Origin of the sequence: Streptomyces noursei (assembly GCF_016917755.1) — a bacterium.
GTDB classification, from domain to species: domain Bacteria; phylum Actinomycetota; class Actinomycetes; order Streptomycetales; family Streptomycetaceae; genus Streptomyces; species Streptomyces yunnanensis.
Genome location: NZ_CP070326.1, coordinates 1,810,963 through 1,826,999 on the forward strand (window position 1 = coordinate 1,810,963; position 16,037 = coordinate 1,826,999).

Below are 16,037 nucleotides of genomic sequence, written 5' to 3' on the forward strand. Positions count from 1 at the left end.
GACCGCCATGCCTCAGTCCCGGCGACCCGCCGCGTCCGGCCGGTCCGTTCTCCAGTCCGCGCTGGCGGACCTGGCCGACGTGCCGGCCACCAGCCGGTGGGTGCGCTCGGGCGCCACCCGGCTGCACGTCCTGGACTACGGCGGGGACGGGCCCGCCCTGGTGGTCCTGCCGGGCATCACCAGCCCGGCCGTCACCATGGACTTCGTGGTGCGGGAACTCACCGATCTGGTGCGGCCGTTGGTGATCGACGTGCGCGGGCGCGGGTTGTCGGACGGGAGTGCCGACGGCCCGGCGGACGGCGACGACGACAGCGACAGCGACGGGCGCGGCTACCGGCTGGAGGTCTACGCCGAGGACACCGAGGCGGTGATCGGGGGGCTCGGGCTGGCCCGGCCGCTGCTGTTCGGGCACTCCATGGGCGCGCGGATCGCGGCGGTGGTCGCGGCCCGCGGCAGGGTCGCGATCGGCGGCAGCGTGCTGGCCGATCCGCCGATGAGCGGGCCGGGCCGCGGCCCGTACCCCACCACGCTGGCGGCGTTCCTCGGGCAGTTGGCGGAGGCCGAGCGGGGTACGGACGCCGAGGAGGTCGCCCGGTCGTGGCCACGGTGGCCGCGTCGGGAACAGGAGTTGCGGGCACGGTGGTTGTCCAGCTGCGACCGGCGGGCGATCGCCGCCACCCACCGCGGTTTCGAGACCGAGGACTTCTTCGCCTGGTGGCCCGCGGTCACCGGCCGCACGGCGCTGCTGTACGGCGCGCAGAGCCCGGTGGTCACCGCGGCCGGGGCACAGGAGGCGCGGGCGTCGCTGCCGTCGGCCGCGGTGACCGCGGTCCCGGACGCCGGCCACATGATCTTCTGGGACAACCCGCCGGCCGCACTGGCCGCGCTGCGTGCGGCGCTGCGCCCCATGGTGGGGTGAGCGGGACAGGCCGCCCGCGGGAGCCGTCCCCGTGCACCGTGATTGAGTTGCCCCATGGCTGACGAGACCACATCCTCCACTCCCGGATCCCCCGAGGCTCCCCGCACCGCCGAGGCCGGTGTGGCGATCCCGCACGCCCTGACAGCGGCGCCCGGCTATCAGGTGCGCCGGCTCTACCAGGCGTATCTGGCCGTGTGGGTGCGCGCGGTCGATCCGACGCTGACCGGGCCGCAGTTCGCGGTGCTGACCGCGGTGGACGCGACGCCCGGACGGGATCAGCGGTCGATGGCGTCGGCGGTGGCGCTGGACACCTCCACGATGGCGGACGTGGCCCGGCGGCTGGAGGGCCGGGGGCTGATAGTCCGCCGCACCGACACCGCCGACGGCCGCCGCAAGCTGCTGTTCCTGACCGAGGAGGGCGAGCGGACGCTGCACGCGGCGCGCGAGCGGACCCGGCAGCTGGACGAGCGGCTGTTGGCGCCCTACGACGCGGGGCAGCGCGCCGATGTGATGCATCTGCTGACGTCGCTGGCCGACCGCTGGGAGGGCCTGGCCGGGGATTCCTGACCGGCCCCCCAACAGCCCGGCGCCGGCGGCTACTCCGCCGGCTTCCGGGCCAACAGGTATGCCTGCGGACCGTTCTCGTGGCCCTCGGGCTCGCGGTGCACCCGCGTCCCCACCGCGAACCCGGCCCGGCCCGCCAGTTCGGCAACCCGGTCCGGTGCCAGCCAGTAGACGTCCAGTGAGAGGTCGTGGCCGTAGGCGTGGTCCAGGTGGCGGAGTTCGTCACCGGCCTTGAAGGCGAGCAGCAGACGGCCGCCCGGGGCGAGGACGCGGTGGAACTCCTCGAAGACCGCCGGCAGTCGCTCCGGCGGGGTGTGGATGATCGAGTACCAGGCGACGACGCCGGCGAGCGCGCCGTCGGCCAGGTCCAGCCCCGTCATCGAGCCTTCCTCGAACCGGATCTCCGGGTGCGCCCTGCGGGCCACGGCCACCATCTCGGGCGACAGGTCGACGCCGAAGACGTCCAGACCGAGCGCGTGCAGATGGCCGGTGATGCGGCCGGGGCCGCAGCCGAGGTCGGCGACCGGGCCGGCGCCGTCCGCCCGCACCAGGTCGGCGAAGGCGCCGAGCATCGCGCGGTCCATCGGCATCTCGGCGAGGGCGGTGCGCAGCAGTCGTTCGTAGTCCGCGGCGACGGTGTCGTAGGCGGTCCGGACGCTGCGCAGGAAGGACGGTTCGGGCGGGGAGGTGGCATCGGAGACGGTCATGGCGGAGGACAGTAGCGGAGCCGGCGCCGACGCGTCCGTCGGAGTACGGCTGATGCAAGGCGCGACCGTCCGACACCCATTGCCCTCATGACACAATGTGCCAGCCGTGCGCGTGCGGTGGGCCGTTCACCGGTGCCGGCGCACGCCCCGGGCATCCCGGATGGGCGCCGAGAACGCGTCACGCCTTCCTGAAGGGAGACGTGGGGATGCTGCCGGCCTACCCGATGCTCCTCCATGCGGCCGACCGGGCCCGCGTCCCGTACGCGCACGCGGCCTTCCCCCGGTCACCGTCTCGGGCTCCGAGCGCCTGCGGGCGCAGCGGTCCGAACGCGCCCTGCGGGAGTTCATCGACCAGATGCCCAACGCCGCGTTCCAGCCGGTCGGCAGGAGCACCTGGCCGAAGGTCCGGGACACCCTGCGGCGGCGGATCGGCGGCGCGGTCGGGGAACGACGCCGGGTAGCGGCGCCGGTGCACCGAAGTGCGCCTCTTGCGGACCTCCCGGCTCCCTTCCGGGGGCGAGGTGCGACGATGGGGCCTGTCATGGATGCGGGGCACGTTCTCAGGGGGCTGCGCGCCGCGGTGTTCGCGGCGGTCTGCGTGCTCCTGGCTGCGCTCGGGCACGCGGTGATGTCGGATGCCGCGGTGCCCGGCTGGATGCTGCTCGCGGCCGGTCTGGCGACCGCGGCCGGGGCCTGGTGCTTCGCCGCACGCGAACGCGGCCCCGTGCTGGTGGGATTGCTGACCGTCGGCACCCAGGCCGCCCTGCACAGCGCGTTCTCCCTGGGGCAGGCGATGGCCGGCGCCGGCACGGACCGGGCCGCCCTCGCCCGCGCGTGGGCGAACACCTGGCTCTGCGGCGCCCAGGGGTTGTCGCTCCAGGAGATCGACGCGGCGCGGGCGCAGACCCCGATGGGGCTGCCGGACGCGACCGGGTCGATGGGCTCGATGGGTTCGATGGGTTCGATGGACTCCTCGGGCGGCATGGGCGGGACGGGCCTGTCGCACGGCGCGATGTCCCATCTGGGCACGGCACACACCGATATGTCCGCCATGGGCATGCACGGCAGCGCCGGCGGCATGCTCGCGGCGCACCTGTTGGTCGCCCTGCTCAGCGCGTGGTGGCTGTGGGGCGGCGAGCGGGCGGCGTTCCGGCTCGTACGGAGCGTGTCCGCCTGGCTGTTCGCGCCCCTGCTGCTGGTGCTGCGGGCGGTGCTGCCGGCGTCCCGTCCGGTCCCGCGCCCCGCCCGGCAGGAGCCGCGGTGCGCGGTGCGGCAGCTGCTGCTGGCGCATGCGATGTCCTTGCGGGGTCCCCCGCGTGAACCGGCTGTCGGCTGACAGCACGGTCGAATTCCCGAGCCGGAACGACGGACGGGCACCGCGGGCCACTGCCCCGTGCCCGGTGTTCCGGCTGCGACTTCACCGGTCGTCCGCGCCGTGGCGCGGTGGCCGGATCACGCGAAGGACTCCGAAGGACTCCAGATGACGAATCCTGTCCGGATGCCGGTGGCGCCGCCGCCCGCGTCCGATTCCCGCCAGGGGGAGGGCCGCGGCGGACGCCCGGCGCTCCCCGGCAGTTCAGCCCGCCCGACGCCCCGTCCGGAGGCCGGCGAGCAGCGCCTCGACGGCGGCCGGGGCCGCCTCGTCCTCGTGCGCGGTGGCGTCGCCGAGGGCCGTGGTCAACGCTCGCGCCCGGGCCTCCCACCGGCGGCAGTCCCGGCAGCCCGCGAGGTGGTCGTCGAGAGGGTGGACGGTCAGCCCCGGGGGCAGCGCCTCGCCGTCGAGGCGGGCGGAAAGTGCCGTACGAATGCGCGAGCAGAGCATGCGCCCAGTCTCCCCGAATTGGTCCGGACCGGCGAGGGGTGGTTGTGAATGCGTGACGACGAGAGGGTCACGGCCTGGGCGCTGGCTGCCCGGGACGGCGACGAACGGGCCGTCGAGCAGTTCGTACGGGCCACCCAACTCGATGTGCGGCGGTATGTGACGCACCTCAGCGGGGAGGCCCAGGCTGCCGACGACCTGATGCAGGACACCTATGTGCGGGCGCTGCGGGGGCTGCCGCGGTTCGAGGGCCGGTCGTCGGCGCGGACCTGGCTGCTGACGATCGCCCGGCGGGTGGTGGCGGACCGGATCCGCACCCACGCGGTGCGCCCTCGGTTGTCGGCGACCGACGACTGGCAGTCCGCCGCCGAGCGCGTCCAGCCGCGCGGGGTGCCGGGCTTCGAGGAGGGCATCGCGCTCGCCGAGTTGCTGGCGGCGCTGACGCCGCAGCGGCGGGAGGCGTTCGTGCTCACGCAGCTGCTGGGACTGTCGTACGCGGCGGCAGCCGGGGTGATGGGCTGTCCGGTGGGGACGGTGCGCTCGCGGGTGGCCCGGGCCCGGGAGGCGCTGATCGCCCTGCTGGCGGAGGCGGAAACCGGGGCGGAGGCGGATACCGGGGCCGTGCTGTCCGCCGACGGGGTGGGCCGGCAGCGGGCGGCGGACACCGCCCCGCACGGCGCACCGCACCGCAGACCGGGGCCGGCTGACCTGCGGCCGCGCCGGCTCGCCGCCGCGGTGGCCTGACCGGCCGGGCGCGGCGGGCTGCTGGGGCTCATGGACGGGCGGTGGCCGGCCCATGAGCCCCGGTGGCGACCGGACGCCACGGCCCCGTCGTCGCTACTGGCCGGGGCGTACCGCCCGGGCGGTGACGACCAGCGGCGGACTGTCCCGGAAGTGCAGGGTGAAGGTGAGGCGGTCGCCGGGGGCCAACCGGGGCGGCGGGCTGATCATGATGTCGAGGGTGGTCGGCGTCATGGTGAGCGCGCCGCGGGCGGGGACGGTGGCGCCCTGGACCATGGCCATGGACCGGGCGTTGCGGCCGACTTCGACGTCCCGGCTGAGCATGGTGCGGTGACCGGCCGGTCCGGTGACGCCGGTCAGGACGTCGTTCGCGGTGCCGGAGTTGCGGATCGTGAAGAACGCCGCGGTGGCGTCGTTCCCGGCGGGGATCAGCACCCGGCCCTCGGCGGCGGTCAGCCGGGCGGGCGTGCCGGCGTTGCCGGTGGCGGTCCAGGCGGTGAGGGCGCCGAGGGTCGCCAGGCAGGTGACCAACGGCACGGCGCCGGCGGCGAGGCGTGAGCGGTTCATACGGATTCCCGAGTGCCCCGAGGGCGGGGCGGGTTGGCGCCGGAGCGCGGTGCGTGCGGACGGCGGCGGGAGGTGCGGTCGGCGCCCGGTGGTTGCCAGGCGCGGAGCCGCAGGCTGTTGCCGACGACCAGGAGGGAGCTGGCGGACATGGCCGCCGCGGCCAGCATCGGGTTGAGCAGCCCGACGGCGGCCAGCGGCACGGTGACGAGGTTGTAGCCGAAGGCCCAGAGGAGGTTGCCGCGGATGGTGCCCAGGGTGCGGCGGGCGAGGCGGACGGCGTCGGCGATGGCCTGGAGGTCCTCGCGGACGAGGGTGACGTCGGCGGCGCCGATCGCCGCGTCGGTGCCGCTGCCCATGGCGATGCCGAGGTCGGCGCGGGCCAGGGCCGCCGCGTCGTTGACCCCGTCGCCGACCACCGCGACCCGGCCGCCCTGCTCCCGCAACGTCGCGACCAGCGCGGCCTTGTCCTGCGGGCGGGCCTGGGCGTGCACCTCGGTGATGGCGAGCTGCCGGGCCACCGCTCGGGCGGTGGCCGCGCGGTCCCCGGTGGCCAGCACCGGCCGCAGCCCCAGCCGGCGCAGGTGGTCGACGGCGCGGTAGCCGTCGGGGCGCAGGGTGTCGCCGAGGGCGAGGACCGCCGCCGGGGCGCCGTCGACGGTGACCAGGACCGCGGTGTGGCCGGCGGTCTCGGCGGTGCGGACCGCGTCTGCCAGTGCGGCGGGCAACTCGTCGGGGTCGTCGGGCGGGCGGACCACGGTGACCGTGCGGCCGTCGATCACCCCGCGGACGCCCAGGCCCGGTGTCGCGGTGAAGTCGCCCACCGCGGCGGCCGGTTCGAGCGGCGCGTCGCTCCCGTGCTCGCGGGCGTAGGCGAGGACGGCGCGGGCCACGGGATGCTCGGAGCCCTGCTCCACGGTGGCGGCGAGCCGCAGCACCTCGTCCGGGTCGGGGCCGTCCGCGCGGGCCGTGAAGGCGGTGACGGCCATCCGGCCGGTGGTGAGGGTGCCGGTCTTGTCCAGGACGACGGTGTCGATGCGGCGCAGGCGTTCCAGCGCCCGCGGGCCGCTGACCAGGATCCCGAGCTGGGCGCCGCGGCCGGTGGCGGCCAGCAGTGCGGTCGGGGTCGCCAGGCCCAGCGCGCACGGGCAGGCGACGACGAGCACGGCGACCGCCGCGGTGACCGCGGCCTGCGGGTCGGCACCGGCGCCGAGCCAGAAGCCCAGGACGGTGACCGCGATGGTCAGGACGGCGGGGACGAAGACCGCCGCCACCGCGTCCGCGAGCCGCTGGGCCCGGGTCTTGCCGGTCTGGGCGTCCTCCACGAGCCGGGTGATCCGGGCGAGTTGGGTGTCGCCGCCCACCGCGTCGGCGCGTATCTCCAGCAGCCCACCGGAGTTGACCGCGCCGCCGACCGCCTCGGAGCCCGGTCCGACCTCGACCGGATGGCTCTCGCCGCTGATCAGGGAGAGGTCCAGGGCCGAGCTGCCCGAGACGACGGTGCCGTCGGTGGCCACCCGTTCGCCGGGCCGGACCAGGAACCGGTCGCCGACCTGCAACAGGCCGATCGGCAGCCGGCGTTCGGCGCCGTCCGCGCCGCGCACCGACACCTCCTTCGCGGCGAGCTCCGCCAGGGAACGCAGGGCGGCCCCGGTGCCGCGCCGGGCCCGGGCCTCCATCCGCCGCCCGGCCAGCACGAACAGCGGCACGCCGACGGCGGCTTCCAGGTAGAGGTGGGCGGTGCCGTCACCGGCCGCGGGGAGCAGGCTGAACGGCATCGTCATGCCGGGCGTGCCGGCCCCGCCGAGGAACAGCGCATAGCCGGACCAGCCGAACGACGCGACGACGCCGAGGGACACCAGGGTGTCCATGGTCGCGGCGCCGTGCCGGAGGCCGCGCACCGCACGGACGTGGAAGGGGGCCGCGCCCCACACGGCGACCGGGGCGGCGAGCACGAAGCAGAGCCACTGCCAGTTGCGGAACTGCCAGCCGGGCACCATCGACAGGGCCAGTACGGGCAGGGAGAGCAGCGCGGTCAGCAGCAGCCGGCGGCGTTCGGCGGGGTCGCCGTCGGGGGCGCCGTCGGTGCCGTCGGCGGGGTCGCCGGCCGGGCCGTTCCCGGTGGAGGGCCGGCCGGGCTCGTCCACGTCCGGTGCGGAGGCGGTGAACCCGGCGGCCTCGACGGTGGCGATCAGGTCGTCGACGGAGAGCGACGCGGGGTGGCTGATCCGGGCCCGCTCGGTGGCGAGGTTGACCGACGCGGTGACGCCGTCCAGCCGGCCGAGCTTGCGTTCCACCCGGCCCACGCACGCGGCACAGCTCATCCCGCCGATGGCGAGCGTGGTGAGGCGGTCGGCGCCCGCCGCCGGGGTCGCGGCGGCGTCCACCGCGGCGCGCGCCCCATGGTCGTGCCCGGTCATCGCCGCGCTCCCCGCGGCGGGAGGGCGGGCGCGGGGTGGGCCACGGTCGCCGTGCCGGCCCGCGGGGCGCCCAGCGCGGTCATGCCCGCCATGCCGGGCATCCCACCGGAGTCGCCGGCCGGCTCGGTGGTCCCGGGGCGGTCGTCGGGCCGGAGGCCGGGGGCCACCGGCCCGACGGCGCCGCCCACCGCGTAGGCGAGGACGAACAGCAGCGCCAGCAGCGCGAGGAAGCCGAGGACCGAGCGGGCCGGCAGCAGCAGCCGGAGCGGGCGGACGGGAACCGGCGGCCCAAGGCGCCGGTCGCGGTCTGGTGCGGAGGTCGCGGGGGTGGTCATCGCGTCATCGTGGCAGGTGGGCGCGGGGGCGAACGGACGATCAGGGGCCGTTCGGCACGTGAGGTTTGTCCCGTCCGCCCGCCGGAACCCGGCGCGCTCGCGGACCGACTAACTGGGTTTGCGTCACCGCCCACTTCGGCACACCGTCCCGCGAAGGTGCTGGCCCCCTCCCGGACGGGGGCGAGCGGCTCGCGCTGCGCTTCCTGGACCGGTCGTGCGCCCGCATCGCGGCGGTGTACCCGCCCGGTGCGCGGGTGGCGATCTGCTCGGACGGTCACGTCGTCAGCGACCTCATCCGGGTACCGGACGCCACCATCGACGCCTACGGGGACGGCCCGCGGGCGCTGCTCCACGAGGAGGGGCTCGCGGACCGGCTGAGCGTCTTCGACCTCCACGCGGCCTACGGCGACCTGCCGTACGCCGAGAAGCGGGCCAGGACCGCGGCGCACCCTCGTGGCGCGGCACGGGTAGTCCGGCGCGCCCCGCCTCCGGTTCCCGGGAACGCACAGGTCGTCCCGCGGGTCGCGGTCACGGCCCGGCGGTGCTGCCCTGGGGGCCGTAGAGGTCGAGGAGGCGGGTGCGGGTGCCGTGGAGGCGTTCGGCGACGGTCTCGGCGACGTAGCGGTAGACGGCGCGGCCCAGGATGGGGTCGTCCTCGCACAGGGCGCGGACGAGGGGGGCGTCGAACTCCAGGGCGTCGACGTGGCCGACGGTCTCCGCGCCGAAGTGCCAGAGGTAGGGCGGGAACAGCCAGGACCAGCCCAGGACCTCGCCCCGGCCGAGGGTCTCGACGACGGCGGCCTGGCGGCCGGGGACCCGCTGGTCGAGCGCGATCTGGCCGGAGCGGATGATCCAGAACCGGTCGGCCCGGCGGCCCTCCTCGAAGAGGCGGGTGGCGCGGGGCAGCGACACCTCGTGCCCGAGCTCGGTCAGCCGGCGACGCCGGTCCGCGGGCATGGCATCGAACAGGTGCGCGACCTGGGGCATCTCGTCCTCCATCCACCACTGTGCAGTGCCTCGCACGATATGTGTCGGATTGCAGGGATTGCGGGAATGGCCGGTCCGGCGGCCGGCGGCCGGGGCGCGGTCAGGCCATCTGACGGCGTACCAGGTCGTGCAGCCGACCGCCGGTGTCGGCGAGGAGCGCGGCGGGGGCGCCCTGCTCGACGATCCGGCCGTCGGCCATGACCAGGACCCGGTCGGCGTCGAGCACGGTGGACAGGCGGTGCGCGATGACCACGCGACTGGCGCTGAGCGCGCGGGTGCTGTCGATGACGATCCGCTGGGTCTCGTTGTCCAGGGCGCTGGTGGCCTCGTCGAAGAAGAGGATGCGCGGGCGGCGGACCAGCGCCTGGGCGATCATCAGCCGCTGCCGCTGGCCGCCGGAGATGGCGCCGCCGCCGGAGATCATGGTGTGCAGCCCCATCGGCATCCGCTTGATGTCCTCGGCCAGCCCGGCCATTTCAGCCGCCGCCCAGACCTCTTCCTGGGTGAACGCCTCGGCGCCGCAGATGCAGTCGAGGATCGAGCCGGTGAGCGGCTGGGCGTTCTGCAGGACCACCCCGCACTGCCGGCGGACGGCCGCCTGGTCGAGCGCGCCGAGGTCCTGGCCGTCGTACAGGACACTGCCTCCGGACGGCCGGTCGAAGCCGATGAGCAGGCGCAGCAGGGTCGACTTCCCGCAGCCGCTCGGGCCCACGATCGCCACGAACTCGCCGGGCCGCACCTGGAGGGAGACGTCGTCGAGGACGAGCGGACCGTCCTCGCTGTAGCGGAAGGAGAGTTTGCGGGCCTCGATGGCGCCGGAGAGCACACCGGGTTGGGAGCTGCCGCCGCGGACCTCGGGCGCCTCGTCCAGCACCGGCCTGATCTGCTCGAACATCGGCAGCGCCGCGGCGGCCGAGACGAGCGCGCCGGTGATCTGGGTGACCGAGGTGAGCAGCATGGTCACCGAGGTGTTGAAGGTCAGGAAGGCGCCGGCGGACAGGGTGCCGCGGGCCGGGCCGGCCAGCAGCACGAACAGCGCGAGGGAACAGAGCGGGAGGTAGACGGCGTTGAGCACGGTGGTGAGGTTCTTGATCCGGCCGGCCTTCTGCTGGAGCTCCCGGGAGCGGGCGAACTCCCGGGCCCAGGCCGCGTAGGCGAAGGACTCAGCCGCCGCGACCCGCAGTTTGGGCAGCCCGCGCAGGGTCTGGAACGCCCGGTTGTTGAGCTTGTTGCCGAGCGTGATCAGCCGGCGCTGCCAGCGCAGTTCCCACAGGCCCAGGACGAGGAACACCGCGCCGATGACGAACAGCACGGCGAGCGCGGCGAGCGCCAGCGGCACGCTGTAGAGGAGCAGCATCACGAGGTTGACCGCGCCGACCGTGGCGGCCTGCACGGCCACCGGCCCGACGCCGGCCAGCACCTGGCGGATGGCGCTGATGCCCATGGCGGCACTGGCCAGTTCACCGGTGGAGCGGCCGGCGAAGAACTTCGTCGGCAGGCGCAGCAGCCGGTCCCAGACGGCCGGCTGGAGGACGCTCTCGATCCGGCCCTCGATGCGCAGCACGGTGAGGTTCTGCAGCAGGGTGAAGGCCGCCGCGACCACGCCGGCGATGATGACGGCGAGCGCGACCTGGACGATCGGGCCGCGGGCGGCGGCCGGTACGTAGACGCCGAGGACCTTGCCGGTGGCGAGCGGGACGAGGGCGCCGAGGGCGACCGTCACCAGTCCGCTCAGGGCGAGGTTGCGCAGGTCGGCGCGGTTCCCGCGGAGGCTGAAGCGCATCAGCCGCCACAGCGTGAGCCGGCGTTCGGGCAGCGGCCGGTAGAACATCACCGCGTGCGGCTCGAACTCGTCGGCGGTGTCCTTGCCGATCCGGATCCGCAGCCCGGAGGCGGGGTTGACCGCCTCGTACCGGCCGCGCCGCCACAACAGCGCCACCGGGGCACCGGACTTGGCGCGGTGGCCCACCAGGGGCCCGGCGTCGGTGCGCCACCAGCGGCCGTCGAGGCGGACCGCGCGGGTGCGGATCCGGGAGGCGAGGGCGATCCGTTCGACGGGGCTGATCCGGTCGCCGGCGGCGGCGCCCTTGGGCGGTTCGGTGAGCACGATGCCGGCGGCCCCGGCGACCTTCCGGCAGACCGCGAAGGTCAGGTCGTCGCCGGCCCGGTCGCGGCCCGCGGCGGCGCGTCCGGAGCGGTCCTTGCCGATGGACGCCAGCAGTGCCTGGTCGGCGCGTTCCCGGACGGCCTCACCGGCCTTGATACCGGCCGCCGCGCGGTCCTCGTGGGCCCGCTCCAGCTGCTCGATCCAGCGGTCGACGGCGGACAGCAGTCGGTACTGCTGGTTGACCATCCGCTGCCACAGCGCCGCGTCGACGAGCAGGTCGGCGGCGGCCTCGGCGCTGTAGGAGGCGCCGTACTGGACGCTGCCGGGCGGCACCGGCATCCACAGGACGTCGTCGTCGGCGACCGCTTCGTCGCTGGGCCGGCCGTCCAGCGGCGCCTCGAACAGCACGCCCAGACCGCGCGCGGTGCCGAGCGCGAAGGCGTGCTCCAGGGGGGTGGCCGGCTGCCCGCCGTAGGTGTCGTCGGGTCCGAAGGTGCCCTCGTGCCCGTACGCGCCCTGGTCGCCGTGGTCGGCGCGGGGCAGTTCGCGCAGGGCGATCCGGCGCAGTCCGCAGTGCTGGGAGGGGCGGCCGACGAGGGTGTGCTGGGGGCCTTGGACGGGACCGAGCAGCAGGGTGCCGGCTTCGAGGCGGCCGAGGAAGTGCCAGTGGCCTTCCTGGCCGGCGTCCACCGCGAACAGGTCGAGGGTGCCGCCGGTGACCAGCCACAGCACGTGCGGGCCTTCGAGGGGGACGTCGCGCAGCCCGGCGCAGTCGACGGGGGTGCCGAGGCCGCCCAGGGCGTGCGTGACCGCGTCGACGCCGTGCGGATCCGCGGCCGGTGCGGCCGGCTGCGTGGCGGATCCCGCGTCCGGGGACGGGTGTACGGATGCCACGTCAGTGCTCCTTGACCAGCTCGGCGTAGGCGCCCCCGGCGGCGACCAGCTCCTCGTGCCGGCCGCGTTCGACGACCGTGCCGTGGTCGAGCACCACGATCTCGTCGCTGTCGCGGACGGTGCTCAGCCGGTGGGCGATGATGACGCAGGCGCAGCCGCGGCGCCGCAGGTTGTCCATGATGACCGCCTCGGTCCCGGCGTCCAGGGCGCTGGTGACCTCGTCGAGGACGAGGATGCTGGGGCGCCGGACCAGCGCCCGGGCGATCTCCAGGCGCTGCCGCTGGCCGCCGGAGAAGTTGCGGCCGTCCTGTTCGACGCGGCTGTGGATGCCGTCGGGGCGGCGGGCGATGACATCGTCGTAGAGGGCGGCGTCCTGGAGGGCGGCGATCACCGCGTCGTCGGGGATGGAGGGGTCCCACAGCGCGACGTTGTCCCGGACGGTGCCCTCGAAGAGGAAGACGTCCTGGTCGACGAAGGAGACCGAGGCGGCCAGCGCGCTGCGCGGGATGTCCGCGAGGCGCTGTCCGTCGATCCGGATCGTGCCCTCCCAGGGGGTGTAGAGACCGGAGATCAGCCGGGAGACGGTGGACTTGCCGCTGCCCGAGCCGCCGACCAGTGCGACCTGGCGGCCGGGGCCGACGGCCAGGGAGAAGCCTGTCAGCAGCGGGGCGTCGAGCGGGCTGTAGCCGAAGGTGACGCCGTCGAGGGTGATGTGGCCCTTGAGGCGGCGGGTGCCGGCGTCCGCGTCCGGGCGGGAGTAGTGGGCGTCGGCGGGGAAGCTCTCGACGTCCTTGAGGCGGGCCACGTCGGCGGCGAAGTCCTGTATGCGGCCGGCGACGCCGTTGAGCCGGGTGATCGGTGCGGTGAAGCGGGTCACCAGGGCCTGGAAGGCGACCAGCAGGCCGATGGAGATGTGGCCCTCGACGGCGCGCAGGCCGCCGATCCACAGGATCAGTGCGCTGTTGAGGGTGGCGAGGGTGGGGGCGACGACCGCCAGCCAGGCACTGGGGACGCCGAGCCGCTGCTGCTCCTCCAGCGTGGTGGCGTGCTGGCCGGCCCAGCGGCGGAAGTAGCCGTTCTCGCCGCCGGTGGCCTTCATGGTCTCGATGAGTTGCAGGCCGGTGTAGGAGGTGTTGGTCAGGCGGGCGGTGTCGGCGCGCAGCTTCTGGGTGTGGGTGGCGCGCAGCCGGACCACGATCCGCATGGCGACGACGTTGAGCAGCGCGATCAGCACGCCGATGACGGTGAGTTGGGGGTCGTAGGTCCACAGCAGCACCGCGTAGAGGACGACCACCACGCCGTCGACGGCGGCCGCGGCCAGGTCGCGGGCGAGGGTCTCGGCGACCGCGTCGTTGGACTGCAGGCGCTGGACGAGGTCGGCGGGCGAGCGCTGGGAAAAGAAGGTGACCGGCAGCCGCAGCAGATGGCGCAGGAAGCGGGCGCTGCTGAGGGTGGAGGAGATGATCCGGCCGCGGAGCAGGTTGGCCTGCTGGAGGCCGGTCAGGACGGCGGTGAGCACCACCATCGCGCTCATCGCGGCGAACAGCGGTCCCAGCAGCGAGGTCTGGTTGCCGATCAGGAACATGTCGATGTAGGTGCGGCTGAGCGCGGGCAGCGCGGCGCCGACGCCGACCAGCAGCAGGCTGGCGAGCAGCGCCGCCAGCAGGGTGCCGGCGGTGCCGCGCAGCCGGGCCGGCAGGGCGCTCCGCACGCTGGGCCGGCGGCCGCCCTTGCGGAACGCCTCGGTGGGCTCGAAGACCAGGGCGACGCCGGTGAAGCTGGTGTCGAAGTCCTCCGTCGGCACGAAGCGGCGGCCCTTGTCGGGGTCGTTGATGTGGACGCCCCGGCGGCCGAGGCGGCGGCCCATGCCGTCGTAGACGACGTAGTGGTTGAACTCCCAGAAGAGGATGGCCGGCGCCTGGACCTCGGCGAGGGCGGCCGGCTCCATCTGCATGCCCTTGGCCGACAGGCCGTAACTGCGGGCGGCCTTGAGGAGGTTGCTGGCCCGGGAGCCGTCGCGGGAGACGCCGCAGGCGATCCGCAGTTCCTCCAGCGGCACGTGGCGTCCGTAGTGGGCGAGCACCATCGCCAGGGAGGCGGCGCCGCACTCCACCGCTTCCATCTGGAGCACAGTGGGGGTGCGCACGGACTTCTTCGCCTTGGGGGCGGTGGCCGGCGGTCTGCGGCGGCGGGTGGGTGGCGCGCCCTCGGGGCGGTGCCGTCCGCGGCCGGCGGGCGGGAGGTGCTGCGGGGGTGCCGCGGCGGCGTCGGGTGCGGTCACGAGAGCAGCCAATCGATCGGGTGCTGCGCGGCCAGGTGGACGGCGGCGGTGGCCTGGGTCATCGAGTCCAGGGCGAACGGCGGGCCGTCGGAGGTGGACCAGGCATAGCCGGTGGCGGTGGACGCGGTGTCGAGCCGGACCAGCACCGCGACCGGCTGGCCGGCGCGGGAGAACTGCTCGCCGAGCTGGCTGCTGCCGAGGAACGCGGAGATCCGCTGGCTGCTCTGGGCGGTGCGGCCGATGGCCGCGACGTGGCCGCGCAGCACGCCGAACCGCTGGGTGGGGGCGGAGGCGACGGTGAGGTCCACGGCGGCGCCGGCGGGGAGGGTGGCGGCGCTCGCGGCCGGGACGTAGAGGGTGGCCGTCAGGGGGTCGTGGGGGCCGTTGGTCCGCTCCACGGCGGCGAGGTCGGCGCCGGTGGTGACGACCGCGCCGATGGTGGCGACCAGGCTGGTCAGCCGGCCGGCGGCGAGCGCGCGGACGACGGTGGTGGTGCCCTGCACGGTCCGTATTCGCGCCAACGGGGCGCCGGCGGCGACCGGTTGGCCCTCCTCGGCGAGGACCGCGGTGACCTGGCCGGCGACCGGGCTCTGCAGGACGTAGCTGCCGCGGCCGTGGGTGAGGATGCCGGGGGCGGTGAGGGTGGCGGAGACGGTGCCGGTGACCGCCCAGACGGTCGCGGCGATCATGACGAGGACGGTGACGGTCAGCACCAGCCAGCCCTGGGGGCGGGCGAAGCGCACCGGCAGGTCGAGCTCCTCGGGCGATTGCAGCTTGGAAAGGGCCTGTTGGCGGAACTGCACGACACTCTTCCCTCAACTGCAGGTGCTGGTACGGGAGTAGCGGGAGTGTACCGCCGCCGGAGATCCGGTGGCGGTTTCCCGGCGGCGAACAGCCGGGTGCCCCGGACAACCCGGCCGGAACCGGGTTGTCCGGGGCACTCGGTACGGCAGATCGGCAGGGAGGGGGCGCCGACTGCCGTCACGACCGTTCGTCGCCGCCTGTGCCGCGCGGCGGCACAGCGGCGGCTCGGATCAGAGACCGGCGGTCGCGCCGCCCACGATGCCGTTGACGTCGAGGCCGGTGGTCTGCTGGACCAGGCCGGTGGTGGTGGCGAGGACGCTGCCGACCGGGGCGACCGAGCCCACGGTGGTGGTGACGGTGCTCAGCACGCCGCCGACGAGGCCACCGGACACGTTGTCCAGGTCGGCGTCGGAGATTTCCTGGGTCTGCACCTGGGCGTTGTTCATGATGTTTCCCTTCGGATCAATATCAAGAAAAAACAAGCGAAACGGGCCGTCCGGTGGGTGACCCGGCCGCGGCCACGGCAGTCCGGCCCCCGATATCGGGAAACCCCGGCGACTTCCGCGGTGCGATGGATCAAAGCATGCGGGCGGGTTTCCCTGCTAATCGGATGAGCGGCGATCCGGACGCGACCGCGCCGCGAAATTACCGGACGTGTACGTGCGTCCATGGCTTGATCGAAGCATCTTCACATCTCCTCCGGTTTCTTTTCCGTCGAGGGGGCGTTGCGACACTCCCGGAATCGGGCATTCCGGAACTAGATCGCCGCCCACCAGGGCGGCCGTGTCACCCGAAACCCGGAAGCGTGTGCCGGCTGCGCATTCGGTGTGCAGATTTCCTGGAGGTCACCGAACTTAACGTCCGGCTGACGCACCGGCCCGCCGAGAAGTCCGAT

14 protein-coding genes and 1 pseudogene are annotated in these 16,037 nt (G+C 74.7%); 5 read left to right on the forward strand and 10 right to left on the reverse strand.

The window, feature by feature from the left end; translation table 11 throughout:
* Positions 1-7: 7 nt before the first annotated feature.
* Both JNO44_RS07790 and JNO44_RS07795 read left to right on the forward strand, forming a co-directional pair.
* Positions 8-919, forward strand: a complete 912-nt coding sequence (locus tag JNO44_RS07790; RefSeq protein ID WP_205362497.1) for an alpha/beta fold hydrolase — start codon at positions 8-10, stop codon at positions 917-919.
* 54 nt (positions 920-973) lie between these two features.
* Positions 974-1,486, forward strand: a complete 513-nt coding sequence (locus JNO44_RS07795; protein WP_205362498.1) for a MarR family winged helix-turn-helix transcriptional regulator — start codon at positions 974-976, stop codon at positions 1,484-1,486.
* A gap of 29 nt (positions 1,487-1,515) precedes the next feature.
* Here the strand turns inward: JNO44_RS07795 and JNO44_RS07800 are convergent, their stop codons facing one another.
* Positions 1,516-2,190 carry a class I SAM-dependent DNA methyltransferase gene (locus JNO44_RS07800; protein WP_205362499.1) on the reverse strand — a complete coding sequence of 225 codons (675 nt, stop codon included), beginning with the start codon at positions 2,188-2,190 and terminating at the stop codon, positions 1,516-1,518.
* Between the two features lie 541 nt (positions 2,191-2,731).
* On the opposite strand from JNO44_RS07800, the gene JNO44_RS07805 reads away from it, so the two are divergent.
* The gene (locus tag JNO44_RS07805) at positions 2,732-3,526 is read left to right on the forward strand and encodes a PE-PGRS family protein (RefSeq protein ID WP_240167477.1); all 795 of its coding nucleotides are present in this window, start codon (positions 2,732-2,734) and stop codon (positions 3,524-3,526) included.
* 240 nt (positions 3,527-3,766) lie between these two features.
* On the opposite strand, the gene JNO44_RS07810 is transcribed toward JNO44_RS07805, so the two are convergent.
* A complete protein-coding gene (locus JNO44_RS07810; protein ID WP_205362501.1) occupies positions 3,767-4,012 on the reverse strand; it encodes a zf-HC2 domain-containing protein in 246 nt (81 codons plus the stop codon).
* A 48-nt stretch (positions 4,013-4,060) separates the two neighbouring features.
* On the opposite strand from JNO44_RS07810, the gene JNO44_RS07815 reads away from it, so the two are divergent.
* Entirely contained in the window at positions 4,061-4,753 is a 693-nt protein-coding gene (locus JNO44_RS07815) for a sigma-70 family RNA polymerase sigma factor (protein WP_205362502.1), read from the forward strand.
* 93 nt (positions 4,754-4,846) lie between these two features.
* Here the strand turns inward: JNO44_RS07815 and JNO44_RS07820 are convergent, their stop codons facing one another.
* From JNO44_RS07820 to JNO44_RS07830, 3 genes are all read right to left on the reverse strand, one after another.
* Positions 4,847-5,317 (reverse strand): copper chaperone PCu(A)C, encoded by a 471-nt coding sequence (locus JNO44_RS07820; RefSeq protein ID WP_039638467.1) that lies wholly within the window; start codon positions 5,315-5,317, stop codon positions 4,847-4,849.
* Entirely contained in the window at positions 5,314-7,638 is a 2,325-nt protein-coding gene (locus JNO44_RS07825) for a heavy metal translocating P-type ATPase (protein WP_240167953.1), read from the reverse strand. The genes JNO44_RS07820 and JNO44_RS07825 overlap by 4 nt, the downstream gene beginning before the upstream one ends.
* A gap of 92 nt (positions 7,639-7,730) precedes the next feature.
* On the reverse strand, positions 7,731-8,069 hold the full coding sequence (locus tag JNO44_RS07830) for a hypothetical protein (RefSeq protein ID WP_205362503.1): 339 nt from the start codon (positions 8,067-8,069) through the stop codon (positions 7,731-7,733).
* Between the two features lie 65 nt (positions 8,070-8,134).
* Here JNO44_RS07830 and JNO44_RS07835 point away from each other — a divergent pair.
* Positions 8,135-8,419 (forward strand): annotated as a pseudogene (locus JNO44_RS07835) (L-tyrosine/L-tryptophan isonitrile synthase family protein); the annotation flags it as partial.
* Positions 8,420-8,597: 178 nt separating this feature from the next.
* Here JNO44_RS07835 and JNO44_RS07840 read toward each other — a convergent pair.
* The 5 genes from JNO44_RS07840 to JNO44_RS07860 all read right to left on the reverse strand — a co-directional run bounded on the left by JNO44_RS07840 (position 8,598) and on the right by JNO44_RS07860 (position 15,588).
* The gene (locus tag JNO44_RS07840; protein ID WP_205362504.1) at positions 8,598-9,056 is read right to left on the reverse strand and encodes a cyclic nucleotide-binding domain-containing protein; all 459 of its coding nucleotides are present in this window, start codon (positions 9,054-9,056) and stop codon (positions 8,598-8,600) included.
* A gap of 100 nt (positions 9,057-9,156) precedes the next feature.
* The gene (locus JNO44_RS07845) at positions 9,157-12,057 is read right to left on the reverse strand and encodes an NHLP bacteriocin export ABC transporter permease/ATPase subunit (RefSeq protein ID WP_205362505.1); all 2,901 of its coding nucleotides are present in this window, start codon (positions 12,055-12,057) and stop codon (positions 9,157-9,159) included.
* A gap of 1 nt (position 12,058) precedes the next feature.
* Positions 12,059-14,338: an NHLP family bacteriocin export ABC transporter peptidase/permease/ATPase subunit gene (locus tag JNO44_RS07850; protein WP_205362506.1), complete on the reverse strand. Its 2,280-nt coding sequence runs from the start codon at positions 14,336-14,338 to the stop codon at positions 12,059-12,061.
* A complete protein-coding gene (locus JNO44_RS07855; RefSeq protein WP_205362508.1) occupies positions 14,335-15,141 on the reverse strand; it encodes an HlyD family efflux transporter periplasmic adaptor subunit in 807 nt (268 codons plus the stop codon). Before JNO44_RS07855 ends, JNO44_RS07850 begins: the two co-directional genes overlap by 4 nt.
* A gap of 231 nt (positions 15,142-15,372) precedes the next feature.
* Entirely contained in the window at positions 15,373-15,588 is a 216-nt protein-coding gene (locus JNO44_RS07860) for a type A2 lanthipeptide (RefSeq protein ID WP_205362510.1), read from the reverse strand.
* Between the last annotated feature and the right edge of the window lie 449 nt (positions 15,589-16,037).

Coding starts and splice junctions, on each gene's coding strand:
- JNO44_RS07790 (WP_205362497.1), top strand. CDS start 8: ATGCCTCAGTCCCGGCGACCCGCCGCGTCCGGCCGGTCCGTTCTCCAG.
- JNO44_RS07795 (WP_205362498.1), top strand. CDS start 974: ATGGCTGACGAGACCACATCCTCCACTCCCGGATCCCCCGAGGCTCCC.
- JNO44_RS07800 (WP_205362499.1), bottom strand. CDS start 2,190: ATGACCGTCTCCGATGCCACCTCCCCGCCCGAACCGTCCTTCCTGCGC.
- JNO44_RS07805 (WP_240167477.1), top strand. CDS start 2,732: ATGGATGCGGGGCACGTTCTCAGGGGGCTGCGCGCCGCGGTGTTCGCG.
- JNO44_RS07810 (WP_205362501.1), bottom strand. CDS start 4,012: ATGCTCTGCTCGCGCATTCGTACGGCACTTTCCGCCCGCCTCGACGGC.
- JNO44_RS07815 (WP_205362502.1), top strand. CDS start 4,061: ATGCGTGACGACGAGAGGGTCACGGCCTGGGCGCTGGCTGCCCGGGAC.
- JNO44_RS07820 (WP_039638467.1), bottom strand. CDS start 5,317: ATGAACCGCTCACGCCTCGCCGCCGGCGCCGTGCCGTTGGTCACCTGC.
- JNO44_RS07825 (WP_240167953.1), bottom strand. CDS start 7,638: ATGAGCTGTGCCGCGTGCGTGGGCCGGGTGGAACGCAAGCTCGGCCGG.
- JNO44_RS07830 (WP_205362503.1), bottom strand. CDS start 8,069: ATGACCACCCCCGCGACCTCCGCACCAGACCGCGACCGGCGCCTTGGG.
- JNO44_RS07840 (WP_205362504.1), bottom strand. CDS start 9,056: ATGCCCCAGGTCGCGCACCTGTTCGATGCCATGCCCGCGGACCGGCGT.
- JNO44_RS07860 (WP_205362510.1), bottom strand. CDS start 15,588: ATGAACAACGCCCAGGTGCAGACCCAGGAAATCTCCGACGCCGACCTG.